Genomic DNA, 19,841 nt, shown 5'->3' on the forward strand with positions numbered 1-19,841 from the left:
CACCACAGCAATCACACCGGACTCAGCGGTTCTCACCGGGGAAGAGGATCGGGCGTACGCCTGTACGGTCCGGCCCGTCGCGCGGCCGGACGCGTCTACGCGTCCGCGACCGAATCGAATTCCACCTGGTCGCGCTGGACGCCCTGCAGGTCCGCGTCGACCGAACGCCGCAGCGCCTCGTGCAGCTTCCCCGGGGTCAGCACGCCGACCAGGCGCGCCCCGTCGAGCACCGCCACCCACCCGGCGTCCCACTGGAGCATCTCGCTGAACGCGTGCTTCAGGGGCGCCCCCACCGGAACCCACGCGTCCATCCGGCGGGCCAGGTCGCCGACGGTGCCCGTGGGGCCCGCGAGCGCCAGATCCTCGGCGGCCACCCAGCCGTGCAGTTCGCCGTCCTCGTTCAGCACGACCGCCCAGCGGGCGCCCTCCGCACGCAGCCGGGCGGCGGCCGGGGCCACCGGCTCGCCGAGCCGGACCCGCGGCGGGTCCTCCAGGTCGTCCTGCTCGACGGTGGTCACCGACAGCCTCTTCAGGCCCCGGTCCGCGCCGACGAACTGCGCCACGTACGGGGTGGCGGGTGCGCCCAGCACGGCGGCGGGGGAGCCGAACTGTTCGATGCGGCCCTGCCCGTACACCGCGATCCGGTCGCCCATCCGTACCGCCTCCTCGATGTCGTGCGTGACGAGCAGGACGGTCTTGCGGACGGTGGACTGGAGGCTCAGGAACTCGTCCTGGAGCCGTTCGCGGACCACCGGGTCGACGGCGCCGAAGGGTTCGTCCATGAGGAGGACCGGGGGGTCGGCGGCCAGGGCGCGGGCGACGCCGACGCGCTGGCGCTGCCCGCCGGAGAGCTGGCCGGGGTAGCGGGGGCCGTACACGGCGGGGTCGAGGCCGACCAGGTCGAGGAGTTCGGCGGCGCGCGCACGGGCCCTGTCCTTCTTCCAGCCCGTCAGGAGGGGCACGGTGGCGGTGTTGTCGAGGATCGTGCGGTGCGGGAAGAGCCCCACCTGCTGGATGACGTACCCGATGCGCCGGCGCAGCTCGACCGGGTCGGCGCCGGAGATGTCCTCGCCGGCCACCAGGACCCGGCCCGCCGAAGGCTCGATGAGCCGGTTCACCATCATCATGGTGGTCGTCTTGCCGCACCCCGACGGCCCCACCAGCGTGACCAGTTCACCCTCGGCCACCTCGAAGGACAGGTCGTCGACGGCGGTGGTGCCGTCCGGGTACACCTTGCTGACCTGCTCGAACCGGATCATGCACACACGCTAGGAGCGGCCGGGGCGGCACGCACACGGGCCGGGACCGTCCGGGTGGAGCCGCGGCGACCCCGGATCCGCCCCTCCGGGCCGGTCGAGGACCGCCCGCGCGGGTGTGCTGAACTGGGCGACGACGACCGCCGCCGCAGAGAAGCAGGAGCAGGAGTGACCAGCTACCGTCAGCCCGGCACCGTGTGCACCGACCACCGCTTCACGGTGCCCCTCGACCACGCGAGCCCCTCCGGCGAGCGGATCGAGCTGTACGCGCGCGAGGTGGTGGCCGCGGACCGGGCGGGCGACGACCTCCCCTGGCTGCTCTACCTCGAAGGCGGACCCGGCTTCGGCGCCCGCCGCTTCGTCGGACGGCAGGCCTGGCTGGGCAGGGCCCTGAAGGAGTTCCGCGTCCTGCTCCTCGACCAGCGCGGCACCGGGCTGTCCACCCCGGTCAACCGGCAGACCCTGCCGCTGCGCGGCGGACCCCGCGAACAGGCCGCGTACCTCGCGCACTTCCGCGCCGACTCCATCGTCCGCGACTGCGAAACCGTACGCCCGGCGCTGACCGGTGGCGCCCCCTGGACCGTGCTCGGCCAGAGCTTCGGCGGGTTCTGTGCCACGCACTACCTGTCCACCGCGCCCGAGGGCCTGAGCACGGTCCTGATCACCGGCGGCCTGCCCTCCCTCGACGCGCGCGTGGACGACGTGTACCGGGCCGCCTACCCCCGCATGGAACGCAAGGTCGCCGCGCACTACGCGCGCTACCCGCAGGACGTCGCCCGCGCCAGGGACGTCGCCGCCCACCTGGCCGTGAACAGGACCGTCACCCCCAACGGGTACACGCTCACCCCGGAGGCCTTCCAGTCCCTCGGCATCGTGCTGGGCGGCGCGGACGGCACCCACCAGCTGCACCACCTCCTGGAGAACGCCTTCGTGCGCACACCGCGGGGCCCGGAGCTCTCCGACGCCTTCCTGGAGGCAGTCCAGTCCGCCCTGTCCTTCGCCGGGCATCCCCTGTACGCGCTGCTGCACGAGTCCATCTACGGACAGGGACACGAACCCACCGCATGGGGTGCGGAGCGGGTGCGCGCCGAGTTCCCCCGCTTCGACGCGGGCGCCGCCCTCGCCGGGAGCGGACCGCTGCTGTTCACCGGGGAGACGGTCCACCCCTGGCACTTCGACTGCGACCCGGCGCTGCGCCCGCTGCGTGAGAGCGCCGAACTCCTCGCCGCCCGCACCGACTGGCCGTCGCTCTACGACCCGGCCCGGCTCGCCGCCAACGAGGTACCGGTCGCGGCCGCCGTCTACCACGACGACATGTACGTCGACACCGAGCACTCCCTGCGCACCGCGCGCGCCGTCCGGGGCCTGCGGACCTGGGTCACCGACGAGTTCGAGCACGACGGACTGCGGGCCGGCGGGCCGCGCGTACTGGACCGGCTGCTGGCGCTGGCCCGCGGCGAGGTCTGAGACCGCCCGCGGCACGGCGGCCCACGCGTCCCCCGCCATGGCGGCGTCGTTGTCGGTGGCGGCGCCTATCCTGCCCGTATGACGACAGAAACGGCCTTCGCCCAGCTTCAGCCCATGCCGGACGACTGGCAGCGCGCCCTGGCCGTCGTCGCGCATCCGGACGACCTGGAGTACGGGTGTGCGGCGGCCGTCGCCGCGTGGACCGACGCCGGCCGCGAGGTGACGTACGTCCTGGCCACCCGCGGTGAGGCGGGCATCGACACGCTGGATCCCGCCACGTGCGGTCCGCTGCGCGAGCGGGAGCAACGGGCCAGTGCTGCCGTCGTCGGTGTGCGGGAGGTCGAGTTCCTCGACCACCGCGACGGCGTGATCGAGTACGGTCCCGCGCTGCGGCGGGACATCGCCGCCGCCATCCGCACCCACCGGCCCGAACTCGTCATCACCCTCAACCACCGCGACACCTGGGGCACCCACGTCTGGAACACTCCGGACCACCTCGCCGTCGGCCGCGCGACCCTGGACGCGGCGGGCGACGCCGGGAACCGCTGGATCTTCCCCGAGCTGACCGAGCGGGGCCTCGCACCCTGGGACGGTGTGCGCTGGGTGGCCGTCGCGGGCAGCACCACGCCCACCCACGCCGTCGACGCGCGGCCGGGCCTCGAACGCTCCGTGCGCTCCCTGCTCGAACACCGCGCGTACATCGAGGCGTTGACCGACGAGGACCCCGAGCACTACTGCCGCAGTTTCCTGACCGCGAACGTCACGGCCGCCGCCGAACGCTTCGGGGGCGTCCCTGCCGTCCCCTTCGAGGTCTTCGGCCGCTGACCGGCGCTCCGTCACCGGACAGCCGTACCGGCCCGCCGCGTCGCCCCGGCGCGCGGGCCGGCCGCGCCGCCCCGCACGACCGGCGCGGCCCCCCGGCTCGCGAAGGGGATGCCGCGCTTCCGCACGTCCGGACGCTGCGGCGGAGCCCTTCCCCTCGTGACAAGCGACCGCTTAGTATGCGCAGGCACGGTACTGCCGACGACAGCGCGTGGAGGCCCCTGATGCAGGCATGGCGAGTGCACGAGAACGGTGAGCCGGGCGAGGTGATGCGCCTTGAGGAGGTCGACCGGCCGGTACCCGGCGACGGGCAGGTGCTGCTCAAGGTCCGTGCCGCGAACATCAACTTCCCCGACGCGCTGCTGTGCCGCGGCCAGTACCAGGTCCGGCCGCCGCTGCCGTTCACCCCCGGCGTCGAGATCTGCGGCGAGACCGGGGACGGGCGTCGCGTCCTCGCCAACCCGGCGCTCCCGTACGGCGGTTTCGCCGAGTACGTCGTCGCCGACGAGGCCGCCCTGCTGCCCGCCCCCGATTCCCTCGACGACGCGGAGGCCGCCGCCCTGCACATCGGCTACCAGACGGGCTGGTTCGGGCTGCACCGGCGCGCCCGGATCCAGGCGGGGGAGACCCTGCTGGTGCACGCGGCGGCGGGCGGCGTCGGCAGCGCCGCCGTGCAGCTCGGCAGGGCGGCCGGGGCCCGGGTCATCGGCGTCGTCGGCGGCCCCGAGAAGGCCGCCGTGGCACGGGAACTGGGCTGTGACCTGGTCATCGACCGACGCAGCGAGAACGTCGTCGGCGCGGTCAAGGAAGCCACCGCGGGACGCGGCGCGGACGTCGTCTACGACCCGGTCGGCGGCGAGGCGTACACCCAGTCCACCAAGTGCATCGCCTTCGAGGGCCGGATCGTCGTCGTCGGCTTCGCGAGCGGCACCATCCCCGCCCCCGCACTCAACCACGCACTGGTGAAGAACTACGCCGTCCTCGGCCTGCACTGGGGCCTCTACGCCCGCAAGGACCCGGCAGCCGTCGCCGGATGCCACACCGAACTCACCCGGCTCGCCGCCGAAGGCGCCGTCACACCGCTCGTCAGCGAACGCGTCCCCCTCAAGGACGCCGCCGACGCGGTCCAGCGGGTCGCCGACGGGCGCAGCACCGGTCGTATCACCGTCCTGCCCGAGGGAGCCTCCCGATGACCACCGCCGCCGACCTGCGCACCCGCACGAAGGAACTGCTCGCCGCGCACCCGCCGGCCACCACCGACCGCACCGCGTTCCTCAAGGCCCGCTTCGACGCGGGACTGGCCTGGGTGCACTACCCCGTCGGCCTCGGCGGGCTGGACGCGCCGCGCGGCCTCCAGGCGGTCGTCGACGCCGAACTCGAAGCGGCGGGCGCCCCCGACAACGACCCGCGCCGCATCGGCATCGGGCTCGGCATGGCCGCGCCGACCATCCTGCGGTACGGCACCGACGAGCAGAAGCGGCGTCTGCTGCGCCCCCTGTGGGTCGGCGAGGAAGTGTGGTGCCAGCTCTTCAGCGAGCCGGGCGCCGGCTCCGACCTCGCGGCGCTCGGCACCCGCGCCGTCCGCGACGGCGACCACTGGGTCGTCGACGGGCAGAAGGTGTGGACATCCAGCGCACACGTCGCCCGGTGGGCGATCCTCGTCACCCGCACCGATCCCGACCAGCCGAAACACCGCGGGATGACGTACTTCCTGTGCGACATGACCGACCCGGGCGTGGACGTGCGTCCGCTGCGGCAGATCACCGGCGAGGCCGAGTTCAACGAGGTCTTCCTCAGCGGCGTGCGGACCCCCGACAGCATGCGGCTCGGAGAGGTGGGGGAGGGCTGGAAGGTCGCCCAGACCACCCTCATGAACGAGCGCGTCTCCATCGGCGGCTCCCGCATCCCGCGCGAGGGCGGCATGATCGGCACGGTCGCCAGGACCTGGCGGGAACGGCCCGAACTGCGCACCCGCGACACCCACCAGCGTCTGCTGGAACTGTGGGTGGACGCCGAGGTGGCCCGCCTCACCGGGGAGCGGCTGCGCCAGCAACTCGTCGCGGGGCACCCCGGGCCCGAGGGCTCCGGCATGAAGCTCGCCTTCGCCCGCCTCAACCAGGAGATCAGCTCGCTGGAGGTCGAACTCCTGGGCGACGAGGGGCTGCTGTACGACGACTGGACCCTGCGCCGCCCGGACAAGGTCGACTTCACCGGACGCGAGGCCGGGTACCGCTACCTGCGCTCCAAGGGCAACTCCATCGAGGGCGGCACCTCCGAGGTGCTGCTGAACATCGTCGCCGAGCGGGTCCTGGGCCTGCCCTCGGAACCCCGCACCGACAAGGACGTCGCCTGGAAGGACCTCGCCCGATGAATCCGACGACCGCACCGCACCCGGCCGACCTCCTCTACTCCGAGGCGGAGGAGGACCTGCGCGCCGCCGTGCGCGCCCTGCTCGCCGACCGCAACGACCCCGCCCGGGTCGCCGCCCGCGCCGAGGAGGGCACGCCGTACGACGCCGGGCTGTGGAAGGCGCTCGCCGCCGACATGGGCGTCGCCGGCCTGCTCGTACCCGAGGAACTCGGCGGGCAGGGGGCCTCGCACCGCGAAGCGGCGGTCGTACTGGAGGAACTGGGGCGGGCCATCGCCCCCGCGCCGTACCTCACCAGTGCGGTGGTGGCCACCGAGGTGCTCCTCGCCTGCGCGACGGCCGGCCCCGCGGCGTCCTCGCTGCTCGGCGACCTGGCGTCCGGACGGCGCACCGCCGCGCTGGTCGTCCCGTTCGCCACCGGCCCGGACGCCCTCCGGCTGCCCGGCGGCACGGTCTGCACGGTCACCGCGGTGGCGGACGCCGCGACCGCCGACGTGCTGCTCGTACCGAGCACCGTCGGCCTGCACGCCGTCGAACGCGCCGAGGCGGGGGTGGACGTAGCCCCCCTGGTGCCGTTCGACCTCACCCGCCCGCTCGCCACGGTCACCCTCACCGAGGAGGCCGCGACCGCGGCGACGCCGCTGGCCGGTGCCGAAACCGCCCTGGCGGCCGTACGGCGGGGCCTGACCGCCGGAGCCGGGCTGCTGGCGTCGGAGCAACTCGGACTGGCCGAATGGTGCCTGGGGGAGACCGTCCGCTACACGAAGGAACGGCATCAGTTCAACCGGCCCGTCGGCTCCTTCCAGGCGCTCAAGCACCGCATGGCGCAGCTGTGGCTGGAGGTGGTCTCCGCCCGTGCGGCCGCCCGCAACGCCGCCGACTCGCTGGCCGCGGGCAGCCCGGACGCACCGCTGGCCGCGGCGCTCGCCCAGGCGTACTGCGCCAGGGTCGCCGTCCACGCGGCCGAGGAGTGCGTACAGCTGCACGGCGGGGTCGGCATGACCTGGGAGCACCCGGCACACCTGTACCTGAAGCGCGCCAAGGCCGACTCGATCGCGCTCGGGACCCCGGGCGCGCACCGGGAGACAGTGGGCAGGCTGGCGGGGCTTCCCACCCCCGCCTGACCTTGTGACCTGCGGCGCTGTCCCACCCCGCGGAGGGGCGGGGCAGCGCTCACCCCTTTACATGCTGTTTAATGCACGCATTAATGCATGCAGTTTGCAATAACAGTTGATCTTTATTAGGGGTGTGGGGAGTCATGACGGCCCGATCGATACGCACGGCCACCGCCGCGGCGATGGCAGGGGCCCTGGCCCTCGGCGCGGCGGCCTGCTCCAAGCCGGGAACGAGCGCCGCCGGAGCGGGCTCCGGCGCCAAGGACTCGGCCGTCGTGGGCATCGCGTACGAGCCGGAGTCCCTCAGCCCGCTCCTCGGCTACGGCAAGGACGGCAACTCCAAGATCTTCGACGGGCTGCTCTCCCTGGACGGCTCGATGAAGCTCCGGCCCGCGCTCGCCGTCGAGCTGCCCAAGATCAGCGCCGACGGCCTGACGTACACCTACGCGCTGCGCAAGGGCGTGAAGTTCAGCGACGGCAAGCCCTTCGGCGCCAAGGACGTCGTCTTCACGTACGAGACCATCCTCGACGCGAAGACCAACAACGCCGCCAAGACCGAACTCGACGCCGTCAAGAGCGTGCGGGCCGAGGGCGACAGCACGGTCGTCTTCACCCTGAAGTACCCGTACGCGCCGTTCGCCGAGCGCACCGTCCTGCCGATCGCCCCCGAGCACGTCGCGGGCAAGCAGGACGTGAACACGGGCCCCTTCACCACCCAGCCCGTCGGCACGGGCCCCTACGTCCTGACCAAGTGGTCCAAGGGCGAGAAGCTCAGCTTCAAGGCCAACCCCGACTACTGGGGCGGCGCGCCCGCCGTGAAGAAGTTCACGATGGCCGTCGTCAAGGACGACGACGTCCGTGCCACCCGGCTGCGCACCGGCGACCTCGACGGGGCGATCCTGCCGCCCAACCTCGCCAAGTCCTTCAAGTCCGACAGCGGCAGGAAGACCTACGCGGCGAAGTCCTTCGACTACCGCACCGTCACTCTGCCCACCCACCACGAGGTCACCGGCGACACCGCCGTGCGCCGCGCCCTGGACGTGGCCGTCGACCGCCGGACCATGGTCGACAAGATCCTCGAAGGGGCCGGAAAGCCCGCCTACGGGCCGGTACCCACCGACAGTCCCTGGTTCGCCAAGGGCACCGAGCGCGCCCACGACCCGGAGGCGGCGAAGAAGATCCTCGACGAGGCCGGCTGGAAGCCCGGCGACGACGGCGTCCGCACCAAGGACGGCGTGCGCGCCGAGTTCCCGCTCTGGTACCTCTCCGGCGACAAGCTCCGCCAGGACCACGCCCTCGCCTACGCCTCGGACGCCAAGAAGGTCGGCATCGACATCAAGACCCAGGCGGGCACCTGGGAGGTCATCGAGCCGCGCATGAAGACCGACGCCGTCCTCGCCGGCGGCGGCGCGCCCGCCGACCCCGACTTCGACCAGTACACCCTGCTGAAGTCCTCGCTCGCGGGCGACGGCTTCAACAACATGGCCTGGTACGACAACAAGGCCGTCGACAAGGCCCTGGAGGCGGGCCGCAGGAGCGGCGAGGACGCGGAGCGCAAGGCGGCCTACACCACCGTCCAGCAGGAACTCGTCAAGAACCCCGGCTACACCTTCCTCACCCACATCGACCACCTCTACGTCGTCAACGACTCCTGGGACGGCCTGAGCACCCAGACCGAGCCGCACGACCACGGCCTGGCCTCCGGCCCCTGGTGGAACGTCGAGGACTGGAAGCCCAAGAAGTGACCACGCGCCGCACGCTCCCCTGGGGGCCGATGGCGCGGATGACGGGGCGGCGGGCACTGTTCGCCGTCCCCGTCCTCCTCGTGGTGACCTTCGGTGTCTTCGCCGTCGCCGCCGCCTCGCCCTTCGACCCCGTGAAGGCCTACGCGGGCACCGCGGGGCTCACCTCCTCGCAGGCCAACCTCGACCAGCTGCGCGCCAACCTCGGCGCCGACCAGCCGCTGGCGGCGCGCTGGTGGAACTGGCTCACCTCCGCCCTCACCGGCGACCTCGGCGACTCCAGCGTGATGCGCCAGCCCGTCACCGACGTCATCGTCGAACGTCTCGGCTGGTCCACGCTGCTGGCCGCCACCGCCTTCCTCCTCGCCATCCTCCTCGGCACCGCCCTCGGCGTACTGGCCGCCCGCCGCCCCGGCGGCTGGCTCGACCGGTGCGCCAGCTCCGCCGCGTACACCCTGGAGGCCGCGCCCGCCTTCTGGCTCGGGCTGCTCGCCATCTGGTTCTTCGCCCTGAAGCTGGGCGTGCTGCCCGCCGGCGGACTCACCGACACCGACAGCGACGTCATCACCTTCGGGCAGGTCGCCTCCCACCTCGTGCTGCCCGCCGCCGTCCTGGGCGTGAGCCAACTGCCCTGGTTCTTCCTGTACGTACGCCAGGGCGTCGGCGACGCGCTGGAGGAGGACCCGGTGCGCGGGGCACGCGCGCGCGGCACGAGCGAGCGCACGGTGCTGTTCGGGCACGCCCTGCGCTCCGGGATGCTGCCGATGCTCACCCTCGTCGGCTCGCGCGTCCCCGAGCTCATCACCGGCGCCCTCCTCATCGAGACGGTGTTCAGCTGGCCCGGCATCGCCGCCGCCACCGTGCAGGCCGCCCTCGCCGTCGACTTCCCGCTGCTCGCCGCACTGACCGTGCTCGCCACGGCAGCCGTCCTCGCGGGCAACCTGCTCTCCGACCTCCTGTACGGACTCGCCGACCCGAGGGTGGGCTTCGATGGCTGACCTCACCAAGCCCGCCGGCGCGCCGCGCCCGGCCCCCGCGCCCGCCGGCGCGCCGCGCCCGGCCCCACAGGCCGCCGGGTGGCGCGCCCACGGGCGCACCCGCCGCTCCACCCGCACGCTGCGCGTGCGGACCTCCGCGGTGATCGTGGCGGCCGTGGCGCTCGCCGTCCTCGTCGTGCCGCCGCTCGCCAACCTCGACGAACAGGCCGTCGACCTGGCCCTCAAACTCCAGCCGCCGTCCCTCGCCCACCCCTTCGGCACCGACGACGTCGGCCGCGACCTGCTGCTGCGCTGCGTCTACGGGCTGCGCGTCTCCCTGCTCGTCGGCCTCGTCGCCGCCCTCGTCGCCACCGTCATCGGCACGGCCGTGGGTGCGGCCGCCGCCGCCTTCGGCGGCTGGACGGACCGGGTGGTGATGCGCCTGGTCGACACCTTCTCCTCGGTGCCGCACCTGCTGCTCGGCATCTTCATCGTCGCCATGTTCCGGCCCGGGGTGTGGCCGGTGATCGTCTCGGTCGCCCTCACCCACTGGCTGTCCACGGCCCGCATCGTCCGCTCCGAAGTGCTGTCGCTGCGCGCGCGCCCGTACGTCGACGCGGCGATCTCCGGCGGCGCCTCCCGGTGGCGGGTGGCGGTACGGCACCTGCTGCCGGGCGTGCTGCCGCAGGCGGCGCTCGCGGCCGTCCTGATGGTGCCGCACGCGATGTGGCACGAGTCCGCGCTGTCCTTCCTCGGCCTCGGCCTGCCCTCCCACGAGGCGAGCCTGGGCAACCTCATCCAGTCCGCGCGCAGTTCGCTGCTCGCGGGGGACTGGTGGCCCACGCTCTTCCCCGGCCTCTTCCTGATCGTCCCGACCCTCGCCATCGCGGGCCTCGCCGGAGCCTGGCGGGAACGCATCAACCCGCGCCGCCGATCGGAGCTGATGCTGTGACCTCCCTGAGCCGCCCCCTCGCCACGCGCGAGGAACGCGCGGAAACCGTCGTGCGGACCGCCGCCGCCCCGCTGCTCTCCGTACAGGAGCTGTCGGTACGGTTCCGGATGCGCGGCGGACGGCACATCGCCGCCGTCACCGACGCCTCCTTCGCCCTGGCGGCGGGGGAGTGCCTGGCGCTCGTCGGAGAGAGCGGCTGCGGCAAGTCCGTCCTGGCCTCCGCCCTCCTCGGGCTGCTCCCCGGCAACGCGCAGACCTCGGGGCGCGCCCTGCTGGGCGACACCGACCTGCTCACCGCGGACGAGCGGACGCTCGCGCGTACGGTACGGGGCCGCCGGGTCGGGCTCGTACCGCAGAGCCCCGCCGCCCACCTCACCCCCGTACGCACCGTCGGTTCGCAGCTCGGCGAGACGCTCCGCCAGCTGACCGGGACGCGCAAGCAGGACGTCCGCGCCGCGGTGCGGGCGGCGGCAAAGCGGGCGGCGTTCCCCGCCGACCACCTGGACCGCTACCCGCACGAACTGTCCGGCGGGCTCGCCCAGCGCGCCGCCACCGCACTCGCCCTGGTCGGGGACGCCCCGCTGCTGCTGGCCGACGAGCCGACCACCGGACTCGACCGCGACCTGGTCAACCGCACCGTCGACGAACTGCGCCGGCACGTCGACGCCGGCCACGCCCTCCTGATGATCACCCACGACCTCGCGGCCGCCGAGCGCGTCGCCGACCGCGTCGCCGTCATGTACGCGGGACGCATCGTCGAACTCGCCGACGCGGGCGCCTTCTTCGGCGCTCCGGGACCGCGGCACCCCTACGCGCGGGGTCTGCTGAACGCCCTGCCCGAGCGGGACTTCGCGCCGATCCCCGGGATGCCGCCCGAACTGGGGGACCTCCCCGAAGGCTGCGCGTTCGCCCCCCGCTGCCCGAACGCCGCCGAAGCCTGCACCGCGCCGCCGCGGTTCGCGGACCGGATCGCCTGTCACTACCCGCCGGACGAGGAGCCCGCCCGTGCTTGAACTCCAAGGGATCACCGCCGGATACGAGCGCGGCAGCCCGGTCGTGCGGGACGCCCGGCTCACCGTCGCCCCGGGGGAGTCCGTCGGGCTGCTCGGCCCCAGCGGCTGCGGCAAGTCCACCCTGGCCCGGGTCGCCGCCCTGCTGCACCGCCCCGACGCCGGGCACGTCGTCCTCGACGGCACGCGGGTACGCGGCTGGCGGCACCGGGCGCCCCGCGCGCAGCGCACCGCGATCGGCGTCGTCTTCCAGCAGCCGAGGCTCTCCGCCGACCCTCGCCTGCGGCTGCGCGACCTGATCGCGGAACCGCTGCGGGCCAACGGACGCCGCCAGGAAGCCGCCTCGCGGGTGGCCGAGCTGAGTGCGACCGTCGGCCTCGGCGACGAGCTGCTGGACCGCCGCCCGCACGAGGTCAGCGACGGGCAGCTGCAACGCGCCTGCCTGGCGCGGGCGTTGGTGCTGCGGCCGCGCTGGCTGGTCTGCGACGAGATGACGGCGATGCTGGACGCTTCCACCACGGCGGCGCTCGTCGCCGTCGTCGAGGACTACCGCGCCTCCCAGGGGGCGGGACTGCTCACCGTCGGGCACGACAGGGTGCTGCTGGAGCGGTGGTGCGACCGTACGGTGCGCTGGGAGGACGTGGCGGCCCCGCTCTCCGCCCGTACGGCCGACCTGTGAGGTGAGGCAGCGGCAGAGCCCGGCGGGCGCGGGCCGACAGGAGGCTCAGACGTCGTTGGGATTGTCCGGCTTGCCGGTCACGCCGTCCAGGCAGCCCCGCACCCACGAACCCGGATCGAGATCCGCCTTCTTGCCGCCGGAAGCCACCCAGCTCTCGCACCCCCCGGCGACGGCCTCGGCCACCCTCGTGCCGTCGCGGTCCACCTTGCGGACCTGGATGCCCCGGTAGTACCCCGCCTCGTAGGCCACGTTCTGCGGCCACAGCGGGCGTTCGTTGAACTGCGAGATCACCACCCAGCTCGCCGCGGCGAGCACGGCGACGGCGGAGAGGAGCGCGATCAGCAGATTCTTCCGGCGCGGACCCGGGACATGAGTGGTCATATCTCCTGTGAGAACCATGTGAACACCCTGTCAGACGCCGCGCACGCGTGATCCACCGGGCCCCGGTCGTCGGAGTGTGACGAAACACCCCGCGAACTCCCGGACGATTCCCGCCCGTTGGCCGCCTCCACGACAGATACTCGGCGCACCCGATGCGCCGCATCGCCGAACCCGGAGTCCTCACATGTCCCTCACCACGCGACGCGCCGCGGCCGCCACGCTCGCCGGAGCGCTCGTCGCGGCAGCGGGCGCGGCGAGCACGCTGTCCGCGTCCGCCACGACCCCCACCGCCGCCCCCGCGCGCCGCCCCCTGCGGCGCGCGCACGCCCACAACGACTACGCGCACGCGCGGCCCCTGCTGGACGCCCTGTCGCACGGCTTCACCAGCGTCGAGGCCGACGTCCACCTCGTCGACGGACGGCTCCTCGTCGCCCACGACCCGCAGGACCTCGATCCCGCCCGCACCCTGGAAGCCCTCTACCTCGACCCCCTGGCGGCCCTCGTGCGGGCCCACCGCGGCAGCGTGCATCCGGGCCACCGCCGACCCGTGCAGCTGCTGGTGGACCTCAAGACGCAGGGCGCGGCGACCTACCTCGAACTGCACCGGAGACTACGGCCGTTCCGCCGGATGCTCAGCACCTACGACAACGGCCGGGTGCGCCTGGGCGCGGTCACCCCGGTGGTCTCCGGCGACCGCGCGGCACGCGCCCCGATGGAGGCCCAGCGGGCCCGCCACGCCTTCTACGACGGACGCCTCGACGACCTCACCGCGCCCGCGCCGGCCCCCGCCTCCCTCATCCCGCTGATCAGCGGGAACTGGGCGTCGAGCTTCGCCTGGACCGGCGTCGGGCCGTTCCCGCGGGTCGAGCGCGACCGGCTGCACTCCCTCGTGCGCACCGCTCACCGGCGGGGCCAGCGGGTGCGGTTCTGGGCGACGCCCGACCAGCCGGGGCCCGCCCGCGACGCCCTCTGGCACGAACTCCTCGCCGCCCGCGTCGACCACCTGAACACGGACGACCTCGCGGGTCTTGAGGAGTTCCTCAGGCGCTACGACCGGCAGGGCGGGTAGGGCGCCCGGTGGGTCCGGCGCGCGGCCGGACCCACCGGGCCCCTGCCGGGCGGGCGGGTTCAGATCACCCGCGACCGGATGAGGAACCGCACGCCCTCGGGCGCCTCCAGGGAGAACCCGGAACCGCGCCCCTCGACCACGTCGACGATCAGCCGGGTGTGCCGCCACACCTCGTACTGGCTGGTCGACATCCAGAACGGCACGGACTCCTCGACGCCCTCGACGGCGAGGGAGGCGAGGAGCACGTCGGATCCGCCGGTGCGGAACTCGCCGTCCGGATAGCACATGGGCGCGCTGCCGTCGCAGCACCCGCCCGACTGGTGGAACATCAACGGGCCGTGCGTGTGGTGCAGTCGGCGCAGCAGTCCGGCGGCCGCAGGCGTCAGTTCGACGAGCGGTGACCCGGTGTGCGCGGAGCCGACGGGTGTGCCGTCGACGGCGGGGGTCTCGGGGACGGAACTCATCGGTGCAGCCCCTCTCACGTTCGGTCGGTGGTGGCGCTGTACCGCACAGTTTCGTGCCTGGCGCGGCACAGCGCGACACGTTCGCCCGCCAAACCCCGTGACCCCGCTGCGGGTTGCCCGCGCGGAGGCGGGTCAGCCCGCGTCGGCGGCCAGCGCCGCCGAGACGACCGCCTTCGCCTCCTCCTGGACCCGGCCCAGGTGCTCCGCGCCGTGGAAGGACTCGGCGTAGATCTTGTAGACGTCCTCGGTGCCGGAGGGGCGCGCCGCGAACCATGCGTTCTCCGTGGTCACCTTGATGCCGCCGAGCGACGCGCCGTTGCCCGGAGCCGAGGTGAGGACCGCGGTGACCGGTTCGCCGGCCAGGGTGTTCGCGCCGACCTGCTGCGGCGACAGCCTGCCGAGGACCGCCTTCTCCTCGGGGGTGGCCGCCGCGTCGATCCGCGCGTACGCGGGCTCGCCGAACCGGGCCGTGAGGTCCGCGTAACCCTGCGACGGGCTGCGCCCGGTGACCGCCAGCATCTCCGAGGCGAGCAGCGCCAGGATGATGCCGTCCTTGTCGGTGGTCCACACGGAGCCGTCGTGGCGCAGGAACGACGCCCCGGCCGACTCCTCGCCGCCGAAGCCCAGCGAGCCGTCCGCGAGGCCCTCCACGAACCACTTGAAGCCCACCGGCACCTCGACCAGCGTGCGCCCCAGGGACCCGGCGACCCGGTCGATCATCGACGACGAGACGAGGGTCTTGCCGACGCCCGCCGACGCCGCCCACCGCGGGCGGTGCGCGAACAGGTAGGAGATCGCGGCCGCCAGGTAGTGGTTCGGGTTCATCAGCCCGCCGTCGGGGGTGACGATGCCGTGCCGGTCGGCGTCCGCGTCGTTGCCCGTGGCGATCTGGAAGCGGTCGCGCTGCTCGATGAGGGAGGCCATCGCGTACGGCGACGAGCAGTCCATCCGGATCTTCGCGTCCCAGTCCAGCGTCATGAAGCGCCAGGTCGGGTCGGTCAGCGGGTTGACCACGGTGAGGTCGATGCGGTGCTGCTCGGCGATCCGGCCCCAGTACGCGACGGAGGCGCCGCCCAGCGGGTCCGCGCCGATGCGCACGCCGGCCGCGCGCACGGCCTCCAGGTCCAGCACGGACGGCAGGTCGGCGACGTACGTGCCCAGGAAGTCGTACCGGCCGGTGGTGTCGGCGGCGAGGGCGCGGGTGTACGGGACGCGTCGGACGGCCTTGAGGCCGCCCGCGATCAGCTCGTTGGCCCGGTCCTGGATCCACCCGGTGGCGTCCGAGCCGGCCGGACCGCCGTTCGGCGGGTTGTACTTGAAGCCGCCGTCGGCCGGCGGGTTGTGCGACGGGGTGACGACGACGCCGTCCGCGAGGCCGTCCGTACGGCCCTTGTTGTACGTCAGGATCGCGTGCGAGACCGCGGGGGTGGGGGTGTAGCCGTCCGCCTCGTCGATCAGGACCCGTACGCCGTTGGCGGCGAACACCTCGACCGCGGTGACCTTGGCGGGCTCCGACAGCGCGTGGGTGTCCGCGCCCAGGAACAGCGGTCCGTCGATGCCCTGCTGGGCGCGGTACTCGCAGATCGCCTGGCTGGTGGCGGCGATGTGGTCCTCGTTGAACGCGGTGTTCAGCGAGGAACCCCGGTGGCCCGACGTGCCGAAGGCCACCCGCTGGCGGGGCTCGGACGGGTCCGGGTGGAGCGCGTAGTACGCGGTCACCAGCCGGGACACGTCGACGAGATCTTCCGGCCCGGTCTGCTGTCCCGCTCGTTGGTGCGGCATCCGCCCGTTACCTCCATGGTGTGCGTCGTTGAGTGCTTTCGGCCATTCTCCCGGACGGGAAGGGATGAGTGCACGCACGCATGTTCCCCGTGGTGGGGGAGGAGTGAAGTGTGGTGCCGTGGGGTAGCAGGGCCGAAGTCGACAAGTGGAATACCCCGGCGAACGGGTGGAAACTCGTCGAAGTGCCACGGAATCACCGAACGTGAGGAGAAGCGCCATGTCGTCCAAGCGCCGCCGCAAGAAGAGGGCACGTCGCAAGAACGGTGCCAACCACGGCAGCCGTCCCCAGTGCTGAAGCACCGCTGAGGCGGTGCCGAGAGGGCGTCCGGCCCGGGACCACCGGGACGGACGCCCTCTCGCTGCCCGCGCGCAGCCCTTCCGGTGACGACGGCACCCCTGTCACTCCGAGGCGGCGTGCAGGCCCCGCCGCCCCGGGGTGACAAGGGTGCCCCGAGCGCCGTCCGCCCTGGTCGGAGCACGGTGACGACCGGCCAGTAGAGTTCGGCTGCGTCGTCCCCCGAGCCCCGAGGTTTACGTCCGTGACCCCCGCAGCACCCGAGAACTCCGCTCCGCCCGCGGTGTCCGTCATAGGCATCGGCGCCGACGGATGGGCGGGCCTGCCCGACGCGTCCAGGGCCGCGCTGCTGGACGCCCAGGTCCTGATCGGCGGCGGACGCCAGCTCGCACTCCTGCCGCAGCGGTGCACGGGGGAACGCGTCTGCTGGCCCACCCCGCTGCGCCCCGCGGTGCCGGGCCTGCTCACCGCCCACCGGGGGAGCCGCATCGCCGTCCTGGCGAGCGGCGACCCGATGTTCTACGGCATCGGCCGCGCCCTCGCCGAGACCCTCGGACCGGATGCGCTGCACGTCCTGCCGCACCCCTCGTCCGTGTCGTACGCCTGCGCCCGCATCGGCTGGCCGCTGGAGGACACCGAGACCGTCACCCTCGTCGGCCGTCCCGCCGCCCGCCTCGCCGCCGCCCTGCACGACGGACGCCGCCTGCTCGTCCTCAGCGCGGACGCGGCCACCCCGGCCACGGTGGCCGCCCTGCTGCGCGAGCGCGGCTTCGGGCCGAGCCGGATGCGTGTGCTGGGGCAGCTCGGCGGCGAGAACGAGGACTGCACGGACGGCACCGCCGACACCTGGCAGCACCCGCCCGGGGACCCGCTCAACGTCATCGCCGTCGACTGCCGGCGCGCCCCCGGCGCCCTGCGCCTGGGCGCCGCCCCCGGGCTGCCCGACGCCGCGTACGAGCACGACGGCCAGCTCACCAAACGCCACATCCGCGCCGCCACCCTCGCCGCGCTCGCCCCCGCACCCGGCGAACTGCTGTGGGACGTCGGCGGCGGCTCCGGGTCCATCGCCATCGAGTGGATGCGCACCCATCCGTCGCTCCGGGCGATCGGCGTCGAACGCGACGCGGCACGGGCGGCACGCATCGCCCGCAACGCCGACCGGCTCGGCGTGCCGGGACTGCGCGTGGTCGAAGGCAGGGCGCCCGCCGCCCTGGCGGGGCTGCCGAGACCGGACGCCGTGTTCATCGGCGGCGGCCTCACCGTCCCCGGGCTTCTCGACGCCTGCTGGGACGCGCTGCCCACGGGCGGACGGCTCGTCGCCAACACGGTCACCCTGGAGTCCGAGGCCCTCCTCGCCGCCCGGCACCGCCGGCACGGCGGCGACCTCGTACGGCTCGCCGTCGCGCACGCCGTACCGGTGGGCGGCTTCACCGGCTGGCGCCAGGCGATGCCGGTCACCCAGTGGTCCGTCACCAAGAACCCCCGCACCCCCCTCGCAGCGAGAGCCCCAGGAGACAACGCATGACCGTGTACTTCATCGGCGCCGGCCCCGGCGCGGCCGACCTGATCACGGTGCGCGGCGCCCGCACCCTCGCCGCCTGCGGCGTCTGCCTCTACGCGGGCAGCCTGGTGCCCCGCGAACTGCTCGCCGAGTGCCCGCCCGGCGCACGCCTCGTCGACACCGCCCGGCTCGACATCGAACAGATCACCGCCGAACTCACCGCCGCCCACGCCGCCGGGCACGACGTCGCCCGCCTGCACTCCGGCGACCCGTCGGTCTTCAGCGCGGTCAACGAACAGATGCGCCGCCTCGACGAGGCCCGGGTGCCGTACGAGGTGATCCCCGGCGTCCCCGCCTTCGCCGCCGCGGCAGCCGCCCTCAAGCGGGAGCTGACCGTCCCCACCGTCGGCCAGACCGTCATCCTCACCCGCATCGCCCAGCGCGCCACCGCCATGCCCGAGGGCGAGGACCTGGCGACCCTGGGCCGCAGCGGCGCCCTGATCGTGCTGCACCTGGCCGCCCAGTACGCGGAGCGCGTCGTCGAGGAACTGGTGCCGCACTACGGGAGCGACTGTCCGGCGGCCGTCGTCGCCTACGCCTCGCGCCCCGAGGAGATCGTGCTGCGCGGCACCCTCGACGACATCGCCGCCCAGGTGAAGGCCGCCGGAGTGCTCCGTACCGCCGTCATCATGGTCGGCCGCACGCTCGGCGCCGAGCAGTTCCACGACAGCCACCTGTACTCCCCGGCCCGCGACCGGCACACCTGCTGACACGCCCGGGAGCCGGGCGGGGCGGGGGTCAGCGCACGTCGCTGCGCCCCACGACCGTCCCCGCCCGGTCGATGCAGAGCACGTCGACCTCCACCGCGGCGCCCCGCAGCACCGACAGTGCCTGGTCGCGGGCCTCCTGGGCCACCAGATCCCCCAGCGGCACCCCGTGCGCCTGGCACAGCTGGAGCGCCGCCAGGCCGGTGTTGGCGGCGGCGATCTCCTCCGCCAGGGCCTCGCCGGCCCCGCCCCGCCGCGCCAGCTCCGCCAGAAAACCCTTGTCGACCTGCGAACGGCCCGAGTGCAGGTCCAGGTGCCCGGCCGCCAGCTTCGACAGCTTCGCGAAACCGCCGCACAGCGTCAGCCGCTCCACCGGATGACGCCGCACGTACTTCAGGACCGCGCCCGCGAAGTCCCCCATGTCCAGCAGGGCGATCTCCGGCAGTCCGAACTCGGCGACCACCGTCTTCTCCGACGTCGAGCCCGTGCAACCGGCCACGTGCGTCAGCCCGGCCGCCCGCGCCACGTCCACGCCCCGCCGGATCGAGTCGATCCACGCCGAGCAGGAGTACGGCACCACGACGCCGGTCGTGCCCAGGATGGAGAGACCTCCCAGGATGCCCAGACGGGGGTTCCAGGTGGAGCGGGCGATCTCCTCGCCGTGGTCCACCGAGACCGTCACTTCGACGTCCTCCCCGCCGCCGTGCTCCTCCGCCACGCGCGCGAGGTGCTCGCGGATCATCTGCCGGGGCACCGGATTGACGGCCGCCTCCCCCACCTCCAGCGGAAGCCCCGGCAGGGTCACCGTGCCGACGCCCGGGCCGGCCACGAACACCACCCCCGAGCCCGGCGGCAGCCGTCGCACCGTCACCCGCACCAGCGCGCCGTGCGTCACGTCCGGGTCGTCACCGGCGTCCTTGACCACCCCGGCCGTCGCCCGCCCGCCGCCGAGCTCCTCGACCGCGAGGGCGAACGCGGGCGTCTGTCCGCGGGGCAGCGTGATCGTCACCGGGTCGGGGAAGTCGCCGGTCAGCAGCGCCGTGTACGCGGCGGTGGCCGCAGCCGTCGCACAGGCGCCGGTCGTCCACCCGGACCGCAGACCGGTGTGCTTGAGTTGGGCGCTGCGTCCGCCCTCGGCCCCGCCCGGTGCGGCGTGCCCGCTCTTCTCGCTGATGTCACCCATGGAGGGACCCG

Annotated in this window: 19 protein-coding genes; 14 read left to right on the forward strand and 5 right to left on the reverse strand. The window is 73.8% G+C overall.

What is annotated here, in order from left to right; all coding sequences use genetic code 11:
- Positions 1 to 95: 95 nt before the first annotated feature.
- Positions 96 to 1,259, reverse strand: a complete 1,164-nt coding sequence (locus ACQPZG_RS30915) for an ABC transporter ATP-binding protein (protein ID WP_433548983.1) — start codon at positions 1,257 to 1,259, stop codon at positions 96 to 98.
- Between the two features lie 165 nt (positions 1,260 to 1,424).
- Between ACQPZG_RS30915 and ACQPZG_RS30920 the strand changes: the two genes are divergently transcribed.
- The 10 genes from ACQPZG_RS30920 (at position 1,425) to ACQPZG_RS30965 (ending at position 12,388) form a co-directional block, all read left to right on the forward strand.
- A complete protein-coding gene (locus ACQPZG_RS30920) occupies positions 1,425 to 2,723 on the forward strand; it encodes an alpha/beta fold hydrolase (RefSeq protein ID WP_433548984.1) in 1,299 nt (432 codons plus the stop codon).
- A gap of 78 nt (positions 2,724 to 2,801) precedes the next feature.
- A complete protein-coding gene (locus tag ACQPZG_RS30925; protein ID WP_433548985.1) occupies positions 2,802 to 3,548 on the forward strand; it encodes a PIG-L deacetylase family protein in 747 nt (248 codons plus the stop codon).
- A 221-nt stretch (positions 3,549 to 3,769) separates the two neighbouring features.
- Positions 3,770 to 4,738 carry an NADPH:quinone oxidoreductase family protein gene (locus ACQPZG_RS30930; RefSeq protein WP_433548986.1) on the forward strand — a complete coding sequence of 323 codons (969 nt, stop codon included), beginning with the start codon at positions 3,770 to 3,772 and terminating at the stop codon, positions 4,736 to 4,738.
- Positions 4,735 to 5,916, forward strand: a complete 1,182-nt coding sequence (locus tag ACQPZG_RS30935) for an acyl-CoA dehydrogenase family protein (RefSeq protein WP_433548987.1) — start codon at positions 4,735 to 4,737, stop codon at positions 5,914 to 5,916. Before ACQPZG_RS30930 ends, ACQPZG_RS30935 begins: the two co-directional genes overlap by 4 nt.
- The gene (locus ACQPZG_RS30940) at positions 5,913 to 7,037 is read left to right on the forward strand and encodes an acyl-CoA dehydrogenase family protein (protein WP_433548988.1); all 1,125 of its coding nucleotides are present in this window, start codon (positions 5,913 to 5,915) and stop codon (positions 7,035 to 7,037) included. Before ACQPZG_RS30935 ends, ACQPZG_RS30940 begins: the two co-directional genes overlap by 4 nt.
- A gap of 134 nt (positions 7,038 to 7,171) precedes the next feature.
- Positions 7,172 to 8,773, forward strand: coding sequence for an ABC transporter substrate-binding protein (locus ACQPZG_RS30945; protein ID WP_433548989.1), 1,602 nt, complete (start codon positions 7,172 to 7,174; stop codon positions 8,771 to 8,773).
- A 29-nt stretch (positions 8,774 to 8,802) separates the two neighbouring features.
- A complete protein-coding gene (locus tag ACQPZG_RS30950; protein WP_433549615.1) occupies positions 8,803 to 9,768 on the forward strand; it encodes an ABC transporter permease in 966 nt (321 codons plus the stop codon).
- On the forward strand, positions 9,761 to 10,699 hold the full coding sequence (locus ACQPZG_RS30955) for an ABC transporter permease (RefSeq protein ID WP_433548990.1): 939 nt from the start codon (positions 9,761 to 9,763) through the stop codon (positions 10,697 to 10,699). The genes ACQPZG_RS30950 and ACQPZG_RS30955 overlap by 8 nt, the downstream gene beginning before the upstream one ends.
- 5 nt (positions 10,700 to 10,704) lie before the next feature.
- Positions 10,705 to 11,712, forward strand: a complete 1,008-nt coding sequence (locus tag ACQPZG_RS30960; RefSeq protein ID WP_433549616.1) for an ABC transporter ATP-binding protein — start codon at positions 10,705 to 10,707, stop codon at positions 11,710 to 11,712.
- Positions 11,705 to 12,388, forward strand: coding sequence for an ABC transporter ATP-binding protein (locus ACQPZG_RS30965; protein WP_433548991.1), 684 nt, complete (start codon positions 11,705 to 11,707; stop codon positions 12,386 to 12,388). The genes ACQPZG_RS30960 and ACQPZG_RS30965 overlap by 8 nt, the downstream gene beginning before the upstream one ends.
- 45 nt (positions 12,389 to 12,433) lie before the next feature.
- Here ACQPZG_RS30965 and ACQPZG_RS30970 read toward each other — a convergent pair whose 3' ends face one another.
- Positions 12,434 to 12,769: a hypothetical protein gene (locus ACQPZG_RS30970; protein ID WP_433548992.1), complete on the reverse strand. Its 336-nt coding sequence runs from the start codon at positions 12,767 to 12,769 to the stop codon at positions 12,434 to 12,436.
- A 184-nt stretch (positions 12,770 to 12,953) separates the two neighbouring features.
- On the opposite strand from ACQPZG_RS30970, the gene ACQPZG_RS30975 reads away from it, so the two are divergent.
- Positions 12,954 to 13,838: a phosphatidylinositol-specific phospholipase C/glycerophosphodiester phosphodiesterase family protein gene (locus ACQPZG_RS30975; RefSeq protein WP_433548993.1), complete on the forward strand. Its 885-nt coding sequence runs from the start codon at positions 12,954 to 12,956 to the stop codon at positions 13,836 to 13,838.
- A 59-nt stretch (positions 13,839 to 13,897) separates the two neighbouring features.
- On the opposite strand, the gene ACQPZG_RS30980 is transcribed toward ACQPZG_RS30975, so the two are convergent.
- Together ACQPZG_RS30980 and pgm are read right to left on the reverse strand one after the other, a co-directional pair.
- Entirely contained in the window at positions 13,898 to 14,302 is a 405-nt protein-coding gene (locus ACQPZG_RS30980; RefSeq protein ID WP_433548994.1) for a DUF779 domain-containing protein, read from the reverse strand.
- Between the two features lie 132 nt (positions 14,303 to 14,434).
- On the reverse strand, positions 14,435 to 16,084 hold the full coding sequence (gene pgm / locus ACQPZG_RS30985) for a phosphoglucomutase (alpha-D-glucose-1,6-bisphosphate-dependent) (RefSeq protein WP_433548995.1): 1,650 nt from the start codon (positions 16,082 to 16,084) through the stop codon (positions 14,435 to 14,437).
- A 217-nt stretch (positions 16,085 to 16,301) separates the two neighbouring features.
- On the opposite strand from pgm, the gene ACQPZG_RS30990 reads away from it, so the two are divergent.
- The 3 genes from ACQPZG_RS30990 to cobM all read left to right on the forward strand — a co-directional run bounded on the left by ACQPZG_RS30990 (position 16,302) and on the right by cobM (position 18,650).
- Entirely contained in the window at positions 16,302 to 16,379 is a 78-nt protein-coding gene (locus ACQPZG_RS30990) for a 50S ribosomal protein bL37 (protein ID WP_373312619.1), read from the forward strand.
- Between the two features lie 244 nt (positions 16,380 to 16,623).
- On the forward strand, positions 16,624 to 17,904 hold the full coding sequence (gene cbiE, locus ACQPZG_RS30995; RefSeq protein WP_433548996.1) for a precorrin-6y C5,15-methyltransferase (decarboxylating) subunit CbiE: 1,281 nt from the start codon (positions 16,624 to 16,626) through the stop codon (positions 17,902 to 17,904).
- A complete protein-coding gene (gene cobM, locus ACQPZG_RS31000; protein WP_433548997.1) occupies positions 17,901 to 18,650 on the forward strand; it encodes a precorrin-4 C(11)-methyltransferase in 750 nt (249 codons plus the stop codon). The genes cbiE and cobM overlap by 4 nt, the downstream gene beginning before the upstream one ends.
- 28 nt (positions 18,651 to 18,678) lie before the next feature.
- Here cobM and ACQPZG_RS31005 read toward each other — a convergent pair whose 3' ends face one another.
- Positions 18,679 to 19,830: a cobalt-precorrin-5B (C(1))-methyltransferase gene (locus ACQPZG_RS31005; protein WP_433548998.1), complete on the reverse strand. Its 1,152-nt coding sequence runs from the start codon at positions 19,828 to 19,830 to the stop codon at positions 18,679 to 18,681.
- Positions 19,831 to 19,841 lie beyond the last annotated feature (11 nt).

Source organism: Streptomyces sp. CA-294286, from assembly GCF_050947155.1.
Taxonomy (GTDB): Bacteria; Actinomycetota; Actinomycetes; order Streptomycetales; family Streptomycetaceae; genus Streptomyces.